This is a genomic window from Paraburkholderia sp. BR13444 (assembly GCF_040948755.1).
GTDB classification, from domain to species: domain Bacteria; phylum Pseudomonadota; class Gammaproteobacteria; order Burkholderiales; family Burkholderiaceae; genus Paraburkholderia; species Paraburkholderia youngii.
This window is the reverse complement of record NZ_JBFPKM010000004.1, coordinates 21,947-44,021: the sequence shown is the minus strand read 5'-3', so window position 1 is coordinate 44,021 and position 22,075 is coordinate 21,947. Positions and strand designations below refer to the sequence as shown.

The window sequence follows — 22,075 nt, the reverse complement described above, 5'->3', positions numbered from 1 at the left end:
CGCGAAATCCATCCCGTCCCGAGTGGAGCGATCAAGATGAGTGAGGTCAAGCCGAACGCGCAGAACGATCCGATCGAACATGTCGTGCTGCTGCTGATGGAGAATCACTCGTTCGACCAGATGCTCGGCTGCCTCGACGCCGTGCACGACAAACTGGACGGGGTGCGCAACGCGGCCGGCAAATCGAACGCCGACGGTCAAGGCAATACCTTCTATCCGCGTGCGACGCGCGAGCGGCAGATGAAGCACGATCCGAATCACGAGCACAAGGCCGTGATGGATCAGATCGCCGCCGACAACAGCGGCTTCGTGCGTTCGTTCGTCAACGACTACCCGAAGAGCAGCCTCGTCGCGCGGCAAGACGTGATGGGCTATTACCCGCTCGGCTTTCTGCCCGCGCTGCATACGCTCGGTTCGCAATTCACCGTGTGTGACCGGTGGTTCTCTTCATTGCCGGGGCCCACGTGGCCGAACCGTTTTTTCGCGCTGACGGGTACGTCGAAAGGCGAGATCGACATGCCTTCGGGGCTCGACGGACTCAATCCACGCTGGTACACCGAGCAGGATCAGGACACGATTTTCGATCGCTTGAACGCCGCGCGCAAAACATGGAGCGTCTATTTCTATGACTTCCCCGCGTCACTGCTGCTGAAGAACCAGCGACGCGCGCAAAACCTCGCGAATTACCGCTCTTTCGACAAGTTCTTCGAGGACGCAGCGGGACCCGCCAGCCAATTCCCGCAATTCGTGCTGATCGAGCCGAAGTACTTCGGCGAAGCGCAGAACGACGATCATCCGCCGCACAACATCATGAAGGCGGAGAAGCTGATCGCGGACACCTACAATGCGCTGCGCTCGAATCAGGCGCTGTGGGAGCGCACGTTATTGGTGGTCCTCTACGATGAACACGGCGGCTTCTACGACCACGTATCGCCGCCGGCCGACGCAGTCGCACCCGACGGCCACACCACGAGCTTCGATTTCAAACGACTCGGCGTACGCGTTCCCGCGATCCTCGTGTCACCGTGGTGCGAAGCCGGCGTATGCAACGAACGATTCGATCATTGCAGCCTGTTGAAATACCTGTGCGACAAGTGGCAAATGCCACCGCTCGGCGAGCGCACCGCGGCATCGGCGAACCTCGGCGTGGCGATTCGCCGTGACGGCGGCGCGCGCGCCGATACGCCGGCGTTTATTCGCGTGCCCAATCAATCGCTGATTGCCGAGCACGTCGAGCTGGAGCGCAAATCGTCGAATGGCAATCAGCAAGGCCTGCATCACTTCGCCGACTTTCTGCACGCGGAACTGGACCGGCTCGCCGCCGAGGCGGTCGAGGGGGCCGCACAACTGGCGCGCACCGGCAATGCGTGGGTGCGCTTCAAGAGCGCATTGGGCTCGCTGATGACGAGTCTCGGCCAGTGGCTCAGCAAGGACTTCTACGACGCACGCGACCAGCGTGATGCGCGCACGAGTCAGGCGTTCACACGCCTGCGGCAATCGGTGCGTGCCGCGACGCCGGGCATCGCGCGAAACGACGCGCCGGCACCGGCAACGGCAATGGCAACACCCTCGGCCGTCAGTCCGGTCTCGGAGAAGTAGCACTCCGCATTGCCGGCCGCGCAAAGAACGTCTACGCGTTAACCCTGAAAGTTCCGCGCTTTTATATCAAGATTCGCAACAAACATTAGTCGCATCACGACTTACTCTGCCAAGTTCACCAAATTACAATGCAATCACTGACTACGAACAAGCACGTTCGCAGCAAGACAAAAATCCTGAACTGGAGGTAAGTATCATGAAATCGCTGATTCAAGCTGTTGTCATCGTCGTCGCTGTCGCCGCTCCGGCCGCTGCTTTCGCACAAGCCAACCAGCCCGTGACCCGCGCTCAAGTGCGCGCCGAGCTGGTCCAACTGGAAAAGGCCGGCTATCAACCTGGTCACGCCGACCCGCACTACCCGGCTGACATCCAGGCTGCGCAAGCCCGCGTCGACGCGCAAAACGGCGGCGGCCAAGCCGCTACCGGCTTCGGTGGTGTGGTGAGCGGTACGGCCCAAACGAGCCGTGCGGCTCCGATGAGTGGCCCGAAGTCGGTCTACTTCGGTCAGTAAGCGATGGCGCGTCCTTGCGACGCGCACCCCGATTCAAATGAACTGGCCCGCTGCTCGGGTATCTCCGAGCGCGGGCCAGTTCATATGTGTTACCTCCGTCATCGGGTTCCCGATGACTTCGCCCGGGCCTTCACGGTCTGGGCGCTTTTTCGCGGCGCTATGCGTGCGCCGTGACGAATCCTCAGCTGCCGGCGCTCACTCGCGCGCGATCAGATCGCCGACCTGGCCACGCCCGGTCACGAGGCAACTCGACAGGAAGCTCTCGCTCTGCGCGCTCGCGCCAGCGTCACCAAAGCCCTTTTTCAACGCGTCCGATTTAACGAGTGCCGCGCCCTGGTGACACGTAATCGTGCCGACCTCGCCCGCCTGCGCACGCATCAACGCCCGATCCGCCATCAAATAGCCAAGCAAAAGCACCAACGCAATATTGAACGCTTGTCGCATGGGTTCGTCTCCTTTTCGAAAAGACTAACGCGAAGCGCGAATGCAGTGGCCTAGGGCTTTCCCGATTGTTGACGTTTCAATGATCCAGAATAAATCGCTTATGCCTACAGCCGAGCCTCGATCCGCGCGATGCGGCTATCGATCGCATTGCGCACCAAGGCATTCGATGGCACCAGCAGCAGCGACGACGCGATGATCCGATAGACGTCACCGCGCGTCACCTTCGACACTTTCGCCGGATCGAGCCACGCGTCGTTATCCGCGAGCAGCAGCAAAGTGTCGAGGCCGATCAGGATCGGCCACAGGCAGGCGAGCCGCAAGCGCACCGCGCTCGCCGGAATCGCGAGCGTATAGTCGAGCGCCGCGCGGAAATGATCGAGCGTCTTGCGCAGTAGTTCGACGAGCAGCGGCCGCGCGCGCATCGAATTGGCCGGTTGCAGCAGATCGCGCGCGCTTAGAGCGTGGCGCTCGAGCATGCTCTGCGGCAGATAGCAGCGGCCGATGCGCAAGTCTTTTCCGCAATCGCGCAGCACGTTGGTCATCTGCAATGCCTTGCCGAAACGCACGCCGCGCTGCTTCATCGTGTCGGGCTGCTCCTTCAGCGTGCCCGGCATGTGCGCGTAAGTCATCGTGGTCCAGAACTCGCCGACGCAGCCCGCGACCAGATACGTATAGCGATCGAGTTCGCCGTATTCGCGCAGCGCCGCGATCTGGCCGGAGCGTTCGTCGGGGAACGTGCGCAAATCGAATTCCATGCCTTCGGTCAGCGTCGTGACGATCGCGCGCACCGCGTGGCGGTCGGACTCACTCAGTTGCGCGAGCACGCCGAGCGCGGGGTTCAACGATTCGAGCAGCAGCTTTTCATCCGACTGCGTCTGCTGACCCGCGACTTCGGCGGCGATGCGCTGGAACGGCGCACTATCGACAGCCACGCCATTGACCTGATCGCGCAACGCAAGCAGCAATTCGAGGCGTTGGCCCGGCGCGATCAGCGAGGTGTCGGCGATGGTATCCGCGGCGCGCGCGAGCAAATATGCAAGGCCGATCGGATCGCGCATGCCGATCGGCAGCACGCGCAGCGTCAGATAGAAGGAGCGTGAAACGCCTTTCAGGAGCGGACCGAGAAGAAAGGCCCGGGTCGAATTCGGCATGAGTTGGACTGGTTGGCAAATAGGCGGGTGAAAGCCCGCGGGGATCAGGCGCTGCCGAATTGTATACGCGCTCTCCGTCATGTCGCCTGCAACGGGCTCCCGCGCCGTGCGACATCGCTAATCGCGAGCGGGAACGGGGATTGCTGCCACGACGGGGTTAACCAGGGGACGGTCACGACCAGGCCGTCGCTTGCACTTTGAAAGACACATCAACCATGACTACCGAAGCATCGAACACCTCCCGCCTGTCTGACGCGGCCCGGCCTGACGCGGCCCGACGCAATGTCGAAACCGGCGTGCCCGGTTTCGACGAAATCCTCGGCGGCGGTCTGGTGAGCGGCGGCGTCTATCTTTTGGAGGGCATGGCTGGCGCCGGCAAGACGATCCTGTCCAGCCAGATCGGCTTTCATCGGGTACGGCAAGGCGAGAAAGTGCTGTACATGACGCTCATCGCCGAATCGCACGACAAGCTGCTCGGTCACCTGAAAGGCCTGAGCTTCTTCGACGAAACCGCGGTCGCGCAGCAGATGCTGTTCGTGTCCGGCTATCACGAGCTGATGCAGGACGGCCTCGACGGTTTCCTCAAGCTGATCGCGTCGAGCATCTACGACTACCGGCCGAGCCTGATGATCGTCGACGGCTTTCGCAGCGCGCGCGAATTCAGCGAAACCGAGCTGTCGCTGTCGAAGTTCATCCACGAGCTGAACGCGCTGGTCGCCGCGATGGACTGCACGACGCTGCTGCTCGCGCCGCTGTCGGGCAACGAGCCGCATCCCGAGCACACGCTGGTGGATGGTCTGATCGAGCTGAACCGCTATCACGACGGCATGCGCCGCGCGCGCGAGATCGAAGTGCACAAGATGCGTGCGCGCGATCATCGGATGGGCAAGCACTTCTTCCGCATCGCCGGCAGCGGGCTGCTGATGTTCCCGCGCCTCGAAGCGCAGTGCGCGCCGCAACCGGGCCCCGTCGATCTGAAAGCACGGCTCGGCTTCGGCTTGCCGCACCTGGACAATCTGCTCGGCGGCGGCTTCGCGCAAGGCTCGACGACCACGCTGATCGGCCCGTCGGGCGTCGGCAAGACGCTGCTGTGCCTGCAGTTCCTCGCAGCCGGCCTCGCACGCAGCGAACGCTGCGTGTATCTCGGCTTCTACGAGGGGCCGCAGCGCCTGATCGGCAAAGCCGAAGCGGTGTCGATCCCGCTTGCCGATGCGTGGCAGGACGGCCGTCTGGTCGTGCTTTGGCAGCCGGCGATCGAACTCGCCATCGACGAAATCGCAGCGAAAGCGCTCGCCACCGTCAGGCAGATCGGCGCGACGCGCATCGTGATCGACGGCGTCGAGGGCTTTCGCGATTCGGCGTTGCGCACCGAGCGCTTCGGCCTGTTCCTCAATGCACTACTGCATCAGTTGCGCGAAGCGGCCGTCACGACGCTCGTCACCGAAGAGCTGCCGCTGTACAGCGAGCCGGCCCACGCGAAGGCCGTGCGCGTGTCGGCGCTGACCGAGAACCTCGTGCTGCTGCGCTACGCCGAGACCGAAGGAGGACTGCGGCGCATGATTTCGGTGGTCAAGCAACGCGAAAGCGCGCACGACACGTCACTGCGCGAACTGTCGATTTCGTCGCAAGGACTCGACGTGATCGAGGGCTCGCCCGGCGCCGCCGGCATCCAACCGACGCCGGGCCTGTCGGCCACGCTGCAATCGCGGCGAAAAACCTAGCCGCCATGAAAACCATTCTGGTGGTGGACGACGAGTTCGACATCCTCACGGTGTGGCGGCTGCTGCTGGAACGACACGGCTATGCGGTGCGGACCGCGTCGAACGGCGCCGTCGCGCTCGAACTGGTCCGCTCGAGCCGGCCCGGCATCATCGTGTCGGATTGCATGATGCCGGTCATGTCGGGCCTCCAGCTGTGCGCGGCGCTGTACGAGGACCCCGAGCTGCGCGATATTCCGATCATCCTGTGCAGTGCCGCATCGGACATTCCGGTGCAGCCCAATCCGCACATCGCGTACGCGCGCAAGCCGCTGTCGTTCGACCAGTTGCTGGCGATGCTGGTGCGCATGGGCGGTTGACGCTGGGCTCCCTCCCTGCCTTCTCTGCCTCTTTTCCCGCTAAAAGCACAGCTTGAGACGCTCGCGCCATTTGTCGAGCGTTTGCAGCGTTCTGCGATTCTCCGCGGCCTTTTACAGTACGCCATCGATCGCGCATCGACAGCAACCCGCAGCGCGACGCAACTTTCGGAGGTCGTCATGAACAGCAATCGTGGTGCGGTTCCCGCTGGCTTCTTCAGTATCGCGGTGGGCTCGTTGGCGCTTGCCAACCTGTGGCGCGTGGCAATCCGCCTGTGGCATTTGCCGGCCGTCGCGGGCAGCGTAGTGACGGTCGCGGCGCTCGCTGTCTGGGTCGTGATTCTGTTCGCGTACGCGCACAAGTGGTTCGCGCAGACCGCCGACGCGCGCGCCGAACTGGACCACCCGGTGCAGTCGTCGTTCGTCGCGCTCGCGCCGATCTCGACGCTGCTCGCCGCGCAACTGCTGCAGCCGTACGCGCACATCATCGCGCTGACGCTATACGGCATCGCGGCGGTCGCGCAACTTGGGCTCGGGGTCTATCTACATGGCCGGCTATGGCAAGGCGGCCGCAAGCCCGAACTGACCACGCCGGCGATCTATCTGCCGACGGTCGGAGCGGGTTTCGTCGCGGCGACGAGCTCGGCAGCATTCGGCTTCCATCAACTGGGCGAGCTGTTTTTCGGCGGCGGCGTGCTGGCGTGGCTCGCGCTCGAATCGATGATCCTGCATCGCGCCGCCGTGCATGAACCGCTGCCCGAAGCGCTGCGCCCGACCCTCGGCGTGCAGCTCGCGCCGCCGGTCGTCGGTGGTGTCGCGTATCTGAGCCTCACGAGCGGCACGCCCGATCTGTTCGCCTTCGCGCTGCTCGGCTACGGCCTGTTTCAAGCGCTGATGCTGCTGCGTTTGCTGCCGTGGATTCGCCAACAGGCGTTCGTGCCCGGCTACTGGGCGTTCAGCTTCGGCGTAGCGGCATTGCCGACGATGGCGCTGCGTCTCGTCGAACGCGGCGCAACGGGTCCAATCGAATTCTCGGCGCCGGTTCTATTCGTGGTGGCGAACGCGATCATCGCGATTCTGGTGGTGAAGACGCTTCAGCTGCTCGTGCAAGGCAAGCTGATTCCGCCGGTGGCGGCGGGTTCGACGGCGGCGACCGCGCCGGTCAAGCAAGTCGCGACGGCCGCGCGAATCGCCCGGGTTCAATAAGCGGCAGGCAGCGACCGAACGCGGCGGCGACGCGCAAAGCGTGCCGCCGCGTTCGCGTTTGTGTTTGGGTTTGCGTTCGTATCAGAAGCCGTGCATCGACACGACGATCAACGCGGCCGCGACGATCGCCACCACGTCCTCGATCAGCGCCGCAGGCGCATCGCGTCCGAACATGCTCGCGAGCGAACTGCGCACCTTCGCGCCGCCGAGCGTGCCGATCACCGCGCCTACCGCACCGACCACCGCGCCCAGCACCCCGACGATCGCGCCGCCCGCGAGGCCCCCATGCACGCCGCTGATCGCAGCGCCGCTCAGCGCACCGAGCACGATGCGCGCGCCGAACTGCAGCGGCACCTTGCGGCTCGGCGTTTCGGGCAATTGATCCGTGATCAGTTCGATGACCGCCAGCACAGTGAAGATATATGGCGTGGCCGCGGCGCCGAGGAACGCGAGCGACGTGCCTTGCAGCGGCAGCCATCCCAGGCGCGTTGCCCAGCTGACGGCGGTGGGGGCGATCATCGCGCGAAGGCCGGCGACGACGCCAATGAGCAAGGCCAGAAGGTACACGGACATAGCGGACTCCGATCGAGGGCACTGATGCAAGGTTGCACGAGCCGACGGCTTACCTGGACGAACGTCGGCAGAACATGTCGAGCATTCCATCTGGACAGTCAACTTCTCACTACCTACATCGAGGCAATCCGCGGCGGCCATTCACCGTTGCTCACAATTGCCGGACCTTGATTGCCGACTCGCCGCCGCGCGCCTCGCGCGGCGCCGGGCCGGCGATTGCCCCCGTCGATGTGGCCCTAGTGTCGCACAATTCGACTGGCGAATAACAGCCAGGGAGTCGGCGAAGCGGGCCGATGGTGATAAGTTAGCCCACTCACAAGAAAAGCTTGTATCTGCACCATGAGACCGTACCTCCCGCTGAACGCACTGCGCGCGTTCGAATCGTCCGCGCGGCATCTGAGCTTCACGCGCGCCGCGCAAGAGCTGAACGTGACCCAGGCCGCGGTCAGCCAGCAGGTCCGCTCGCTGGAAGAGCGGCTCGGCACCGCGCTGTTCAAGCGTTTGCCGCGCGGCCTCGCGATGACCGACGAAGGGCTCGCGCTGCGGCCGGTGCTGTCCGACGCGTTCGATCGTATCGAGGCGGTGCTCAAGCAGTTCGACGGCGGGCATTTCCACGAGGTGCTGACGGTCGGTGTGGTCGGCACGTTCGCGGTCGGCTGGCTGATGCCGCGCCTGAAGTCGTTTCGCGACGCGCATCCGTTCGTCGAACTGCGGCTCCTGACCAATAACAACCTCGTCGATCTCGCGACCGAAGGCCTCGATTTCGCGATCCGTTTCGGCGACGGCACCTGGCCCGGCTCGCTCGCCACCAAGCTGCTCGACGCGCCGCTCGCGCTGCTCTGCACGCCCGAGATCGCCGCGCGCCTCACGCGGCCCGACGATCTCGCCAACGAAACGCTGCTGCGCTCGTACCGCATGGACGACTGGATCAACTGGTTCGCGGCCGCGGGCATCGCGCCGCGGCCGGTGCGCGGGCCGGTGTTCGATTCGTCGCGGCTGATGGTGGAGGCGGCGATACAAGGCGCGGGCATCGCGCTCGCGCCTGCGTTGATGTTCGAACGGGAGATCAATACCGGGCGTCTGGTGCGCCCGTTCGACGTCGAGGTGAAGGCGGGCAGCTACTGGCTGACCTGCCTGAAGGGCAAGCCGATGACGCCGGCGATGTTGCTGTTCAGTCAGTGGCTCGCCAAGGAAGCTGCCACCGCGGGTCACGCCTGAGTTGCTACGCGGCCGTACGGCCGTACCCGTTCATCGCGGGCCGCTCGGCTTGCGGCGGGAACACGTTCCACGAACCGTCGCCGTGGCGGAAGAAGAAGATCGACAACAATCCTTCCGGCTTCAACGCCTGCACGCATACATAGCGTTGCTGTTGCGACGCGCGATGGCAGAACCGCACGACGCGCGCGGGCATCGACGGCGTGGGCGCGAGCCATTTGTCGACGGCCCAGTGCAAGCTCTTTTCCGCGGCAACCATGATGTTCTCCTCGAATCGCTCCGTTCCCCGCGCGCTGCGTTCACGCGAATTGCGCGAGTTGCGCCGCGCGGTGATCGTTCCTCGCCCCGCTCTCCACAAACGCCTTCACGAGGCACAGCAGTGCGCGCACGCCCGTGCTCGGATGGCGCAGGCAGCAATCCACCTGTTCGCTGCGGCTTTCGCCGAGCAGGCACCACGCGCAGAAGTGTTCGCAGTTGTTGGTCAGCAGGCGATAGCGGTTTTCGCCGAGGCGGGAGCGCGCGCGGCTCACTGCTTCGGCACCGACGTAGATCGCGCTCGGCGTCGCCCGAACCGACATCGAATGGCCAGCGGCGAAGCGCGCCAGTTCGACTTCCTCGACCGGGCCGCGATGCGCGGAACCCGCAAAGCCCGAGTAGTGCACGACGCGGCCGTTGCCGACATAGATGCCGTGATGTTCGTAGCCATTGCGTTGCGTAACCAGATGCGCGCCGATCGGCAGATCGATCGTCGATGATGTGGTGTCACGAGCGGCTGCGGATTGCGGTTCGTCGTCGCGGGTATCGAGCGTTTGGGTGTTCATGGCTGGCCTCGTTCGCATTTCCAACACTGTTGCGACAGCTTTTGCATCATCCGGGCCAGTTGCCGGAAGGCCCGTGTTTACGGGCTTGACGGCCGATCGAGCGGTTTTCTGAAGAGGCAGATGTCAGTACGAGACCAACAGAAATCGCGCTGATCTGTTGGCGCGCGACGCTCATTTGCGAGCCGTGTCGCGCGCTGCTTCAGGTGAATGGAAAACGTAAGAGGACCCGCCTGAATGTGTTGGGTCCTACACCTGTTCGAAGGCGGGCTTGTTGGCCACGAACCGACCGATTGCGTCGGCCGCGTTTCGAGGTAGAGCCGCGAAACGCACGCCAGTCAAAGCGTTGCGAGCTTCGCGCCGAATCCGCCCCCGATTGGCATGGCCTTTGCACCGTCGGGTGCAGGGTCCATTCAGCCGCGCACATTGCACACGCGGCCAACCGGAGAACGATATGTCCTGCATCAAATTGAACGACCTCTCGCTGAACCTCGCGCTCGATCGCAAAGCGATGGCGGCGATTCGCGGTGGCGGCGGCGCGCCATGGATTTATGGCTGGATTCAGCCGTACGTGCCGCAAACGCCTAGCATTGGGCCGGTGGTCAATCTGTACGAGGTCTCCAACAACTTCTATGCTAACCAGATGATCAACCAGTTCCAGTCGGTCGACGTACGCAACACCGGCGCGAACGCGACCCTCACCGTGTCTCCGGACGCACGCAACCGAAACCAGATGGTGTAGCCGTTGTGACCTGCGAGAGCCAATTTCGCTGGACGTCGTCCGCGCGTTCCGACACGGGACGGGTCCGCGAAATCAACGAAGATGCCTGCCTCAACGAGCCCGAGGCGGGACGCTGGGCTGTCGCCGATGGGATGGGCGGTCACGCGGTCGGCGACGTTGCGAGCCGCACCGTGATCGACGCGTTGACTCAACTGGCGGCGCCGCACGGCCTCAGAATGCTGATCGCCGATGTGCGCGCGCGTCTGCAATACGCGAACCGTCAGTTGCGCGATGAAGCCGCGCGCCGCCAGGTGCAGCGCATCGGCAGCACCGTGGTCGTGCTGCTTGCCTGCGATCGCTTCTGCGGCTACGTGTGGGCCGGCGACAGCCGCATCTACCTGTACCGCGACGGACAGTTGCGGCAACTGACGCGCGATCACAGCCAGGTCGAGGAACTGCGCTCGCTCGGCGTCATCACCGACGAAGAGGCCCGCAATCATCCGGCGCAACACATGATCACGCGCGCGGTCGGCGCAACGGATCTGCTCGAACTCGACGACGACGCGATCGAAGTCGCCGACGGCGACGTGTTCCTGTTGTGCAGCGACGGTCTGAGCAACGAACTGAGCGACGACGAGATCGCCGGCGTGCTGACCTCGGCGGAGCGCGAAAACGCATGCTGCGAACTGGTCGACCTCGCGCTCGCGCGCGGCGGACGCGACAACATCACGGCAGTGGTCGTCGAAGCGCAAGACCCGAATGCGGCGGACAAGACCTTGCTGAATCCGGCGCCTTGATAGTCTTCAGGCACGCGTTTGAGCGAGCCTTCAGTGGTTCCTCAGTGGTCCTCCACTCAGCCTTCATCGTCTTCGTCATCGCGCTCGTTCGTGCCGTTTTTCGTGGGCGGCGCATTGCGATTGCGGAAATCCTTCGAGTGCAGGCCATGCTTTTTCAGCAGCATCTGCAAGTGCGAGCGATTCATATCGATGCGCCGAGCCAGCTCGGCGACCGTTCCGCTGACTTCACGCAGTCCGCGTTCGAGAAACGCTTTCTCGGCGTCGTCGCTGGCCGCCCGCTTCGCGTCGCTCAACGACATCAGATTCGCGACACTGATCGGCTGCTCGCCGCTCGCCTGCCCGCCCTCCGCCTGCGCCGCCGCCGAACCGGGTGCGGCCGGTCGCATATCGAGCGGCAAGTGCTCGACGTCGGCCATATCAGCAGCCAGACATGAGATGCGATACATCACGTTGCGCAATTCGCGGATATTGCCCGGATACGCGTAGCTCAACAGAAAGTCGCGCAAGCGCGGCGTCAATCTGACCGGCCGGCGTTTCAGCGTGCCCGCCGCCTCGTCGCCGAACCACGCAATCAGCAACGGAATTTCGTCGCGCCGTTCGCGCAGCGGCGGCAGCGTCACGTGAATCACGCTGAGCCGGTAGAACAGATCCTCGCGAAAACGTCCTTCCTCGCTGAGCTTGCGCAGATTGCGGTTGGTCGCCGCGACGATGCGCGTATCGACCGCGATCGTTTCGTCGGAACCGACGCGTTGAATCTCGTGCGCTTCGAGCACGCGCAGCAGCTTGACCTGGCCCGCGAGCGGCAACTCGCCGATTTCGTCGAGAAAGATCGTGCCCGTATGCGCGCTTTCGAATTTGCCCTTGCGGTCGTTCGACGCGCCGGTAAATGCGCCCTTGCGATGCCCGAATAGCTCCGACTCCAGCAGATTGTCCGGAATCGCGCCGCAGTTCACCGAAATGAACGGCTTGTCCGCACGCGCGCCATTCGCGTGAATCACTTTCGCCATCAGCTCCTTGCCGGTGCCGCTCTCCCCATCGATCAACACCGGCAAATCGGTCGGCGCGGCTTTTTCCGCGATTTCGAGCGATTCGAGCAGCCGCGGATTGTCGCCGAACGTGCCCTCGAAAATAAAGCTCCGTTCGAGCAGCGCCTTGCGGCGCGCTCCACGCGATTGCTCCGCGCTCGTCTGCGGCTCGCCCGCGGTGGCGGCCTGCACGAAGCGCTCCTTGTGCGAAAGCTGCATCACTTCGTCGCGCAACGAGGTGGCCTGCCTGAGCAGCTTGTCGATATCGGCGCGTTCGAGCCGCGACGACCAGCGCAACGTGGAGCGCAGGATCTCGATCCGCTCGATCAGTCCCGCGTACGATATCGCAGGACTCGCCTCTTCAATCTGGTCGAGTATCTTCATCATGATGCACTCAACTGTTTCTGCACGAGCTGATAGTACATGCCGCCGCGCTGGATCAGCTCCTCGTGACGGCCCTGTTCGACGATCGCGCCTTCATACAGCACGAGAATCTTGTCCGCGCGCATGATCGTGCTGAGCCGATGCGCGATGATCACCGCAGTGCGGCCCTTCAGGATGTCGTGCATATTGCCGAGAATATTGCTTTCCGATTGCGAGTCGAGCGCCGATGTCGCCTCGTCGAATACGAGCAGACGCGGATCGTGATACAACGCGCGCGCAATGCACAGCCGCTGGATCTGACCACCCGACAAGCCGATGCCGCGCTCGCCGACCACCTGCTCGTAGCCGAGCGGCATCTTGCTGATGAAGCCATGCGCGTCGGCCATTTTCGCCACCTCCTCGATGCGCCGGCGGTCCGGCGCGTCGTCGCCGCTCGCGATGTTCTCGGCTATCGTGCCCGAGAACAGCAGGTTGGTCTGCATCACGTAGCCGATTTGCGCGCGGAAATAAGCCTTGTCGATCACGCCGGAGTCGTAACCGTCGATGGTCATTTTCCCTTCGCTCGGCTGATAGAACCCGACCAGCAGCTTCGCGAGCGTGGTTTTGCCCGAGCCGCTGCGCCCGACGATCGCGACCAGTTCACCGGGCTTGATATCGAAGCTGATGTTCTCGAGCACATAAGCGGAATCCTCTTCGCCATAGCGGAAATACACGCCTTGCAGGCTGATTTCGCCTTGCAGCTCCGGCAGCATGACACGGGAAGGCAGATCCTGGGGCTTCTGTTCGGGCTCGATATCGAGCACATCGCCGAGCCGTTCCATCGCGACACCCGCATCGTTGAGCATGCTCCACAAGCCGACGAGACCCATCAGCGGGCTCAATACGCTGCCCATGAACGCATTGAACGCGATCAGCTGCCCGATCGTCAATTCACGCGCGAGTACCAGATTCGCGCCGACCCAAAGAATCGCGATCGTCGTGGCCGCATTCAGCAATTGGCTGCCAAAGCTGACCAAAATATTGAATGCATGTGCGCGATACTGCAATTCGAGCGCCTTCGCGTATTTCTTTTCCCAGCGCAAGCGCACCGGCCGCTCGATGCCCATGCCCTTGACCGTCTCGACGCCGGAGAGCGCCTCCATCAAAAACGACTTCGCCTCGGTCGATGCCGTAAACACCTCGCGCGCGTAGCCCTTGATCTTCGGTGTCGCGATCACCGTGAGTCCCATGATCGGAATCACGAATGCGATCAACACCAGCGTCATCTTCACGTTGTACACGAACATGATCGTGAAGTAGATGAAGATCATCAGCAGATTCAGCGCGGTCGTCACGGTGGATTCGGTCAGGAACGCGCGGATCGTCTGGTTCTCCTGAAAGCGCGCGAAGATATCGCCGGTCTTGCGCTTTGCGAAGAACGAGAACGGCAGCGACAACGTATGCTTGAAGAACTGCGACATCATCGCGAAGTCCATGTTGCGGACCATGAAGTTCGCCAGATACGCGCGTATCGTCGACATCAACTGTGTGAAGACGTTGGAAATGATGAGCCCGCCGATCAGCATATGCAGCAGACTGACGTTCTGATGCACGATCACGCCGTCGAGAATGTTCTGAATGATCAGCGGTGGAATCACGCCGAGCACCTGGATCACGAAGGTCGCCAGAAACAGATAGCCGAGTATCTTGCGGTACGGCTTCAGGTATCCGACAAAACGAATCCACGGCGAGCGCTCGGCCGACATCTGCAACAGTTGCGATCCGCCGGTAAACAATAGGCAGGTGCCGCTCCAGCCGCGTTCGAAATCTTCGACGCTCAGCTTTCTGAAACCGAGTGCCGGGTCCGCCACCCAGACATACTCTTTCGACAGCCCGTACACGATCACATAGTGGTAGCCCTCCCAATGCACGATGAACGGCAGATCGAAGCCGCGCAGCGAATCGAACGTGCATTGCACGCCGCGCGTCGTGAAGCCGAGCGACTCGCCCGCGCGCGCGAGGCTGTCGAGCGTCGCACCCTGGGTCGTCACGTTCGCGAGTTCGCGCAGTTTGCCGAGCGTCATCGGAATGCCGTAATGGCGGCAGATCATCGCGAGACACGCGGCGCCGCAATCCATTTCTTCGGCCTGCTCGACGAGCGCAAAACGCCGGATGATCTTCTCGCCGAGTTCCGGCCTGCTCTGCAGGTCGAGCATCAACGGCAGCTTGCGCCGCTGTTCGAGCCGCTTTTGACGCTGCAATTCGCGGTCGCCGTAGCGGATGCGCTCGTCGAGTACTTCGCGCAGTTTCGGATTGCGTTCGAGAATGAAATGGACGGTGCGCTCGGGGATCACCAGCAGCCGCGTGTCGGTGGTCGCAATTGCCGATGCCATCTGTTCCTGGCGCATCAGGCACGCCTTCTCGCCGAAGATCTCGCCCTCGCCGAGCGTCGCGAGCGTGTAGTCGTGACCCTCCTCGTGCCGCACGATGCGCACCTGGCCTTGCCGCACCACATAAAGCCGCCTGTCCTCGCGGCCGTCCTGTTTCAGAATCTCCTTGCCGGCAGCCACCCTTTTTGCGCCGACGCTGCGCACGTACTCTTCGAGTTCCGCCTTGTTCAGCTTGCCGCGCAGGTCGAACAGTTGCGCGACGAAGCCGCCGGCCGAATTGATCGCAACATAGCTGGCGACGAACGCCAGCGCGGCGGCGTTGGCCGCCATCACCGGTTCGATCGCGCTGCGCGGAATGAACAGCACTTCGGTCTTGCCGGACGACCGTACCGACGCTTCGTGAACGTACGAGCGCAACATCGCAATGTCGGCAAAGATCTCCCCCGACTTGCGCACACCCATGCTGGTTTCCTTGCCGTGCTCCTCGGTAAAGATACGCACCGTGCCCGAGCGGATCACATAGAGACCATCGGCCACTTCACCAGCCGAGCACACCGTTTCGCCGAACGAATAGAACTTTGCCTGCGCGTATTCGGCAAGCCGCTCCAATTCGTCGCGCGAGAATGGCGACAGGATCTCCACCGAAGCGAGAAATTCGGCGGTGGAGGGCGCGGATGGCGCGGTCTGGGGGGCGTCCATGTATCGGTGAACCTCGCTTTATCGGGCGCTAGTCGGGTACTAGCGCGCTTCGATCACGTGTTCCTGGGCGCGGGCGATCAGCCAGCTTTCGCGCAGCAAACGGCGGATTTCGGTCGCCACGTCGGCATCGAGCGTGGCCGGATATTTGGCCGTCACCGCGAATATCTCGAAACACGAACGGTCGGCCGACGGAAACGGACCAAGCAGATCGCCGACCGCCGCATTGAAGATCTTCGCCTCGATATCGGGCTTCAGCGAACCGCGCAGTACCTTGCCGATCACGCCGCCCGACTCGCGCGTATCGGCAATCGAATGCTCGCGCGCCATCTCGGCGAAGGCGTCGGGGTCGTCGCGCAGGTACGAGATCATTTCCTTCGCCTTGCCTTCGCTATCGAGCACGATATGGCTGACTTCGATCGCGTCGAACTTCGGTGAATTCAACGCGAAGTAATCACGGATCGCCGCGTCGTTACCGATGTCGTCGAGCATCTTCTCCTGATAGAGCCCGTCGGTAATGAACGCCTCGAATTCGTCGAGGCTCACGTGCAGCGCGTCGAGATAATGATTCATGTCAGCCGCGCGATGCAGCCCGCGCACGCGGCGAAACTGATCCGCGCGCTGCTGGATCTCATCGGCGCTGACAGTGATGCCCTGCTTTTTCGCAGCATGGACGGTAAGCTTGTCGCGCACGATCTGCTCGATCAGGCTCTCGAACTGGCCGGTCAGTTTCAGAAGACGAATGAACTCGTCCACGTCCACGACTTCATCATCGATACGCACTATCGCGGTCATTTTGTTCTGCTCCTTGCTGGGATGTTTGATTCGCGCGCTCAACCCGCCACCTCTCTGAACGGATCGAGACCGAGGTCGATCAGGCGCCGCTCGCGCACGACGATTTCCGCATTGGCGGTCATGCCGTAACGCAGCGGGTAACGCGTGCCGGCCACCTGGTAGTAATCCTTGTCGAGCGTGACGCGGCCCTCGTAGACCGGTTGCTTGTCCTGCGCGGACGGCTTCGTGGCCGGCGAGATATACGCGAGCGTGCCGCTGATCAATCCGTAGCGCTGGTAAGGAAACGCATTGAACTTCAATTTGACCGGCAGGCCCACGTGCAGAAAGGCGCGGTCGTGTTCGGAGATTTCGATCTTCAGCACGGGCCGCGCGTCTTTTGGCGCAATACCGCCGAGCGGTGCATTCGCCTGAATCTTGTCGCCGCGCTGCGTCGACGTGACGTCGGTAATCACGCCGGAAACCGGCGCCAGAATCAGCAGAAAATTGTCTTTATCGATGTTCTCGAAGCGCACGCGCGCGGCGGCTTCGGCTTCCAGACGCGCGCTTTGCAATTGCACGCGCAGTTTGTCTTCCGCATCGGTGACGTCGCGCACCGCCTGATCGTATTGCAGCTGCAGATCGGTGCTTTGCTGCCCGCTCGTCGCGAGTTGCGCATTCGCCTGCGCGTATTCATGGCTCAGGCGAAAGTCCAGCTCGGCCAGCTTCGACTGCGCGACACGGAAGGCGTTATCCGCTTCGAGCGCGGCCGTGCGTTTCTGCTCGACCTGCAATTCGGCGATGCCGCCGCCGCCCGGCTGCGCGAACAGCCGCGAATAGCGATCGAGTTCCTGGTTCGCCGCTTCGCGCGCGCGGCGCGCATTATCGAGCGAGCTGCGCGCTTCGTCGAGTTCAGCCTTCTGCCCTTCGGCAAGTTTGGTCGTGCCTTCCGAAACGCGATTCTCGTGCAGACGCTCCTCGACTTCGAGTTGCGCCTTCAACGACGCAGCCTTGCGTTCCATCAACGCCTTTTTCTCCGGAAACTGCTTCCATTCGCGTTCGGCGTCTTCGAGTTTCAGTTGCGCCTGTAACGCGTTGCTCGCAGCTTCGATCGCGCCGCGCGCATTGAGCCGCGCGAGCACGTCGCCTTTCGACACCGGCTGCCCCTCGGCGATATACAGATCCGCGAGCTCGCCGTCGATCGGCGTATAGATGCGTCGCACCTCCGATTCCGGCGACAACGTGCCGGGCGCACTGACGATCACATCCGCGCGGCCGACGAACGACCACAGCAGGCCCGACACGACGAGCGCAACCATCGCCCAGATCAGCGCGCGCGCAATCCGCACCGGCTCGGACGTGAGGATCGCGATGCCTTCGACGCTATGATCTTCGAGCGCCTCCGACAACGGTCTAGGGTGAGGATCGCGTTTCACTCTGATCGCCTCCAATCAACGCGAGCTTCGCTTTCAGGAGCCCAGGGTCCAGCACCATGCGCAACTCGGTCAACGAGCGGCGCTGCAAACTTGCTTCGGCGTCGATATCCGCGAGCAGGCGATCGAAGTCGGCGGGATGATCGGCCTTCAGCTGCGTATAGATGCGCATGCCCTGCCGTGCCGCCGTCTGCGCGTCGCTAAGCAGGCGCGCCTCGCTGCGAAAGCCCGGCGAGATGCCGGCTTCGAGCCGCTGCGTGCCGCCGATAGGGCCGTTCGCGCGGTACTCTTTCCACAGGCTTTGCGCGCGCAGCAACAGATCCTGCGCACGCGCGAGGGCATTGTCATGCAACGCGGCGACGTCCTTCTGGATCGCCTGCACGAACCACGCGTCGGTTTGCGGATCGAGGCTCGCGTAGAACGACAGCAGACGCTGGTCGTAGTCTTTGCCGCCACGCGTTTTCTGCAGATCGTTGTATTGATCGGCTAGCGCCTTCTTGTGCGCCGCTTCGGCGGCGAGCACGTCGGACCATGGGCTCGCCGGCATCGACTGCAATTCGCTGAGCGCCTGCTGCGCGTCGCCGCGCTGCCACGCGGCATCAACCGCGTCCTGACGTTGAACGATGTCCGCCGACGGCAAACGCGTCGCCGCAAGCTGCTGGTATTGCGCCTGGAAAGGCGGCGTGCTGAAGCGCGCCGTTTTCATCATCGCGAGCAATGACGTCAATTGGCGGCTCAATGCGGCATTCAGCAACGCGGTGTATTGGCGCAAATCGTCGCGCACTCTGTCGAGCCCCGCGAGCCGTGGGTAGCGCTGTGCGTAATCGTCGAATACCGGTGGCAGCGCGTCGGGTTTGTCGCGCGAGAGTTCGGTTTGGATCACGCCATTGAGCCGATCTATCGCGGCGACGTACACGGAATCGTCGCTTTCGAGCTTGCGCAGATGGCTCAGCGTGTGCGCGTAGGGCTCCGCGAAGGCCGGCACGTAGCTCGCAATCCGGTCGAGCGCGCGCTGATGACTCGTCGCGTCGTCGTCCCAGCGGTGCAGCAGACCGTTGATCGTCGCCTCGTCCGTATACATGCGGATCGGCGCGTCGACGCCGCCGCGCGCCGCGACGAAGCGTTCGAGATCGCCGACCCACTGCAATTCGCCGACCAGCGACGCGGCATCGGAGTCCGTCGCGCTCAACGCCCTCATGTTCTTCAGCAGCGCGTCGGCCTGGTCGAACTGCGCTTTCTGCACGACTTCGATCCAGCCCGGCAAGTTCGCTTTCAGCAACGCCTCGCTGGCGAGCGCGCTGATCCTGGTGTCCGCCGGGTGCGTGGCCAGATAGCCACGCGCCATCGTGAAGGCGTTCGAGTAGTCACCGTTCGCGAGCAGGCTCTTCAACTCGCGTTCCGATGAACCGTGCAGATAGAGGCCCACGCCAAGCGCAACCACGAGCGCAACACCCGCGCCGCCCCATGCCGCCGCGCGCCGCACATTGGTGCGCTCGCCGTCCGCTAACGCCTTGTGGAGTTCGCCGGCGACCATCTTCCAGCGACGCGGCTTACTTCGTCCCGCGGGTTTGCCTTTGCCGCTTCTTTCATTCGCGCCGTCTTTCGTGTCGGCAGGGTGTACTGCCTGCGCGCCCTTTGCGGCTTGCGCGCCGCTTGCCGCCCCCGCTCCATCGCGCTTCGCGCGCGCGGAGCCCGATTGCGCCGCCTCGTTCACTTCGTCTTCGCGTTGCAGTGCCGGATCGACGCAAAAGATGTCGAGAAACGAATGCGCCGCGCCGACGAAGGTCGTCTTGTCGGCATCGGCGGCACTGTCGGCGGCGGGGCGAAGAGAGAACTGGGTCACGGTGGGTTCGGTGTCGGCGGAGTTCTGTAGCGACACCCTGTAGACGAAGTGGTCGCCGCCAAATGCAACGACATCCCCGTCCACCAGCGCAAGCGCCGATTCGCCGATCCGCTGGCCATTCACGAACGTGCCGTTGGTGCTGCCGAGATCTTCGACATAGAGCCGGCCGCCCTTTAGAAACAGGTGCGCATGGCGCCGCGAAATGTAATTGACCTGGTGCGGATAACGGTCTTTGTAGCGCGAGAAGATCTCGTCCGTTTTGCTGACCAGGAACGGAAAAGCCAGCACGTCGACCGGTTGCAGACCCAGGTCGTCGCGCTGCGGCACCAGCAATAGATGAGTGAGGGGAGAAGCGCTTGCGCCCGTGACGACGCGCGCGCGCGGCTCGATGCCGACGCGATAGCACAGTTCGCCGCCAAAGCAGAGTTCATCGCCGCCGCGCACGCGCGCGGGAGTTTGCCGCACCGCGATGCCGTTGACCGTCGTGCCGTTCTTGCTGCCGAGATCGGCGACGTAAATCGCGCCATGCTCGATGAAAAGACGCGCATGCCGGCGCGACAGACCGGCGGTCAATTGTGCCGGATAGTCGTTGAACGGCGCTTCGCTGCGGCCGACCGCGAACAGGTTGTCGACGATGCGAATGGCGTCGAGCGCGAGGCGCTGCGCGCACGCAACCGGCGACAACACCACGTCGAAAGCAGCGTCCGCTGTCGTGCGCATTTCAGCAATCGGAGCTTCGCCGGTGGCCATTTTCTCTGGATCGCTTAAGCGTTTACCTGCCGCGGCAGGAACGCGGGGCGAACTGGACAAAGAACGACGGCCCAACGATATTGTCGCGAAGAGCCACGCAAACGCTGACCCCTAAAGGATTTTAAGTCACGCATCGAGAGTGTCAATTTGGATCGCCGGATGAGAAGACAGCGGATAAGTCGTCAACCGACGAAATACCCGCGTGGTACGCCAACTCGTGGATTAGCTCAATGCTTCGTTACTTTTCTTTGGCCTGCGCCTGCACGTCGACACCTGGCCATCCACCGCCGAGCGCCTTATAAAGCGTTACCGTATCGGACAGAATCAATTGGTGGTTTTCCAGCAACGCCTGTTGCGCCTGCAGCAGGGTCCGCTCGTCTTCGAACACCTCGAGTTGCGACACCACGCCAAGGTGCAGTTGCGACTGGATCTGATCCGCCACGATCTGCAAGCGCGCCACCTGCTGCTGCAATTCCTCATGCTGCGCCTTATGCGCACTCAGATTGACGAGCGCGTTCTCCACTTCCTCGAACGCTCCCATCACAGCCACCCGATATTGCTGTTCGGCGACTTTCGATTGCGCCTCGGTCACCTTCACATGAGCGCGCACACCCGGATCGAACAGCGGAAAGTTGATGCTCGGCATCAGGCCGAACGTGAACGACTTCAGCAGCTGGTTGAGCGCATAGCTTGCCGTGCCGCCCTGAGCGGTCAGGCCGATGCTCGGCAATTGCGCGAGCTTCGACTGACCGACGAGGTCATAGGCTTCGAGCACCCTGAATTCGGCTGCCACCACGTCGGGGCGGCGCGACAGCAATTGCGCGGGCAAACCGTCGGGCACGTCCGGCAATTTCACGCGCTCCTGCAAATGGCCCTGCGGCACATGGAATTCGCCGGCCGGCACGCCGAGCAACGTGCACAGTGCGTTGTCCGAGACTGCCCGCGAGCGGCGCAGATCGTAGAGATCGTTGGTCAGGCGGTTGATCTCCGCCTGCTGGCGCAACACTTGCGTTTGCGGCACGATCCCGTTGCGCGCCTGGCCTTCGTAGATCGTCAGGATTTGCTTGTTGGTGGCGATGGTCTTTTGCTGCTGGGCGATCTGGTCGTCGAATTGCAGGATCTGGAAATAGGTACTGGCTACGTTCGCGACGAGTTCGAGATACCCCGCGCGCCAATCCGCTTCGGTCGCGTGGAATTCGGCCTTTTGCGCCTGCACGCCTTTTTCGACCTTGCCCCAGATGTCGATGTCCCAGTTCACCTGCAGCGCGAGGTTGTAGGTCCTCGTCAAAGGCTGGCCGGTCGTCTTCGAATAGTCGGCGCCCGCACCGAGGTCCGCCGTCGGTAATGCGGCCGCGCCCGTCTCGCTGATCTGCGTGTGCGCGACTTCGATACGCGCGGCTAGCACCCGGATATCGAAGTTGCCGTCGATAGCCTTGTCGATCAGCGTATCCAGATACGGGTCCTGGAAGCCCTTCCACCAGTCGCGCTCGATCGTCTCCGCGGCCGATACCGGCGCGCCCTGGCGATCCGACCATGATGTCTTGGCCGGCGTGTCCGGGCGTTGATAAGCCGGCATCCTGACGTCGACGCAGGCACTCAACGCCAATGCGCACATCGTCGCGGCGCCGAGGCCGCGCAGCATGCGGCCGATGCGGCGCGGCGCCGTGGCTGCGGCGCAAACCCGCTGAAGGTCCG

Annotated in this window: 19 protein-coding genes; 8 read left to right on the top strand and 11 right to left on the bottom strand. The window is 63.1% G+C overall.

Annotation, left to right across the window (positions count from 1 at the left end; translation table 11 throughout):
• Nucleotides 1–36: 36 nt before the first annotated feature.
• Together AB3X95_RS12760 and AB3X95_RS12755 are read left to right on the top strand one after the other, a co-directional pair.
• On the top strand, nt 37–1,599 hold the full coding sequence (locus AB3X95_RS12760) for an alkaline phosphatase family protein (RefSeq protein ID WP_368621513.1): 1,563 nt from the start codon (nt 37–39) through the stop codon (nt 1,597–1,599).
• A gap of 196 nt (nt 1,600–1,795) precedes the next feature.
• Nucleotides 1,796–2,110, top strand: coding sequence for a DUF4148 domain-containing protein (locus AB3X95_RS12755; protein WP_184225261.1), 315 nt, complete (start codon nt 1,796–1,798; stop codon nt 2,108–2,110).
• Nucleotides 2,111–2,305: 195 nt separating this feature from the next.
• Here the strand turns inward: AB3X95_RS12755 and AB3X95_RS12750 are convergent, their stop codons facing one another.
• Together AB3X95_RS12750 and AB3X95_RS12745 are read right to left on the bottom strand one after the other, a co-directional pair.
• Nucleotides 2,306–2,554, bottom strand: coding sequence for a hypothetical protein (locus AB3X95_RS12750; RefSeq protein WP_176106790.1), 249 nt, complete (start codon nt 2,552–2,554; stop codon nt 2,306–2,308).
• A gap of 104 nt (nt 2,555–2,658) precedes the next feature.
• Nucleotides 2,659–3,705, bottom strand: a complete 1,047-nt coding sequence (locus AB3X95_RS12745) for a phytoene/squalene synthase family protein (RefSeq protein ID WP_368621512.1) — start codon at nt 3,703–3,705, stop codon at nt 2,659–2,661.
• A gap of 215 nt (nt 3,706–3,920) precedes the next feature.
• Here AB3X95_RS12745 and AB3X95_RS12740 point away from each other — a divergent pair, with 215 nt between their 5' ends.
• The 3 genes from AB3X95_RS12740 to tehA all read left to right on the top strand — a co-directional run bounded on the left by AB3X95_RS12740 (nt 3,921) and on the right by tehA (nt 6,985).
• Complete coding sequence (locus tag AB3X95_RS12740) at nt 3,921–5,426, top strand: RAD55 family ATPase (RefSeq protein ID WP_368621511.1); 1,506 nt, start codon at nt 3,921–3,923, stop codon at nt 5,424–5,426.
• Between the two features lie 5 nt (nt 5,427–5,431).
• The gene (locus AB3X95_RS12735; RefSeq protein ID WP_176106793.1) at nt 5,432–5,782 is read left to right on the top strand and encodes a response regulator; all 351 of its coding nucleotides are present in this window, start codon (nt 5,432–5,434) and stop codon (nt 5,780–5,782) included.
• 177 nt (nt 5,783–5,959) lie between these two features.
• Nucleotides 5,960–6,985 (top strand): dicarboxylate transporter/tellurite-resistance protein TehA, encoded by a 1,026-nt coding sequence (tehA, locus tag AB3X95_RS12730; RefSeq protein ID WP_368621510.1) that lies wholly within the window; start codon nt 5,960–5,962, stop codon nt 6,983–6,985.
• A gap of 81 nt (nt 6,986–7,066) precedes the next feature.
• Here tehA and AB3X95_RS12725 read toward each other — a convergent pair whose 3' ends face one another.
• The gene (locus AB3X95_RS12725; RefSeq protein ID WP_368621509.1) at nt 7,067–7,558 is read right to left on the bottom strand and encodes a DUF4126 domain-containing protein; all 492 of its coding nucleotides are present in this window, start codon (nt 7,556–7,558) and stop codon (nt 7,067–7,069) included.
• A 339-nt stretch (nt 7,559–7,897) separates the two neighbouring features.
• On the opposite strand from AB3X95_RS12725, the gene AB3X95_RS12720 reads away from it, so the two are divergent.
• Nucleotides 7,898–8,776, top strand: coding sequence for a LysR family transcriptional regulator (locus tag AB3X95_RS12720; RefSeq protein WP_184225266.1), 879 nt, complete (start codon nt 7,898–7,900; stop codon nt 8,774–8,776).
• A 4-nt stretch (nt 8,777–8,780) separates the two neighbouring features.
• On the opposite strand, the gene AB3X95_RS12715 is transcribed toward AB3X95_RS12720, so the two are convergent.
• Complete coding sequence (locus AB3X95_RS12715; RefSeq protein ID WP_018435181.1) at nt 8,781–9,032, bottom strand: hypothetical protein; 252 nt, start codon at nt 9,030–9,032, stop codon at nt 8,781–8,783.
• Nucleotides 9,033–9,072: 40 nt separating this feature from the next.
• Nucleotides 9,073–9,594, bottom strand: a complete 522-nt coding sequence (locus AB3X95_RS12710) for a lecithin retinol acyltransferase family protein (RefSeq protein ID WP_176125855.1) — start codon at nt 9,592–9,594, stop codon at nt 9,073–9,075.
• Nucleotides 9,595–10,045: 451 nt separating this feature from the next.
• Between AB3X95_RS12710 and AB3X95_RS12705 the strand changes: the two genes are divergently transcribed.
• Complete coding sequence (locus AB3X95_RS12705; RefSeq protein ID WP_176106799.1) at nt 10,046–10,333, top strand: hypothetical protein; 288 nt, start codon at nt 10,046–10,048, stop codon at nt 10,331–10,333.
• A 5-nt stretch (nt 10,334–10,338) separates the two neighbouring features.
• The gene (locus AB3X95_RS12700; RefSeq protein WP_176125856.1) at nt 10,339–11,109 is read left to right on the top strand and encodes a protein phosphatase 2C domain-containing protein; all 771 of its coding nucleotides are present in this window, start codon (nt 10,339–10,341) and stop codon (nt 11,107–11,109) included.
• Between the two features lie 56 nt (nt 11,110–11,165).
• Here AB3X95_RS12700 and AB3X95_RS12695 read toward each other — a convergent pair whose 3' ends face one another.
• From AB3X95_RS12695 to AB3X95_RS12670, 6 genes are all read right to left on the bottom strand, one after another.
• Entirely contained in the window at nt 11,166–12,521 is a 1,356-nt protein-coding gene (locus AB3X95_RS12695; protein ID WP_176366288.1) for a sigma-54-dependent Fis family transcriptional regulator, read from the bottom strand.
• On the bottom strand, nt 12,518–15,586 hold the full coding sequence (locus AB3X95_RS12690) for a peptidase domain-containing ABC transporter (RefSeq protein WP_176366289.1): 3,069 nt from the start codon (nt 15,584–15,586) through the stop codon (nt 12,518–12,520). Before AB3X95_RS12690 ends, AB3X95_RS12695 begins: the two co-directional genes overlap by 4 nt.
• Before the next feature lie 39 nt (nt 15,587–15,625).
• The gene (locus AB3X95_RS12685) at nt 15,626–16,378 is read right to left on the bottom strand and encodes a peptidylprolyl isomerase (protein ID WP_368595819.1); all 753 of its coding nucleotides are present in this window, start codon (nt 16,376–16,378) and stop codon (nt 15,626–15,628) included.
• A 38-nt stretch (nt 16,379–16,416) separates the two neighbouring features.
• Complete coding sequence (locus tag AB3X95_RS12680) at nt 16,417–17,790, bottom strand: HlyD family efflux transporter periplasmic adaptor subunit (RefSeq protein ID WP_176106804.1); 1,374 nt, start codon at nt 17,788–17,790, stop codon at nt 16,417–16,419.
• A complete protein-coding gene (locus AB3X95_RS12675) occupies nt 17,768–20,380 on the bottom strand; it encodes an FHA domain-containing protein (RefSeq protein WP_368621508.1) in 2,613 nt (870 codons plus the stop codon). Before AB3X95_RS12675 ends, AB3X95_RS12680 begins: the two co-directional genes overlap by 23 nt.
• 238 nt (nt 20,381–20,618) lie before the next feature.
• Nucleotides 20,619–22,022, bottom strand: coding sequence for an efflux transporter outer membrane subunit (locus tag AB3X95_RS12670; RefSeq protein ID WP_221313910.1), 1,404 nt, complete (start codon nt 22,020–22,022; stop codon nt 20,619–20,621).
• Nucleotides 22,023–22,075: the final 53 nt, after the last annotated feature.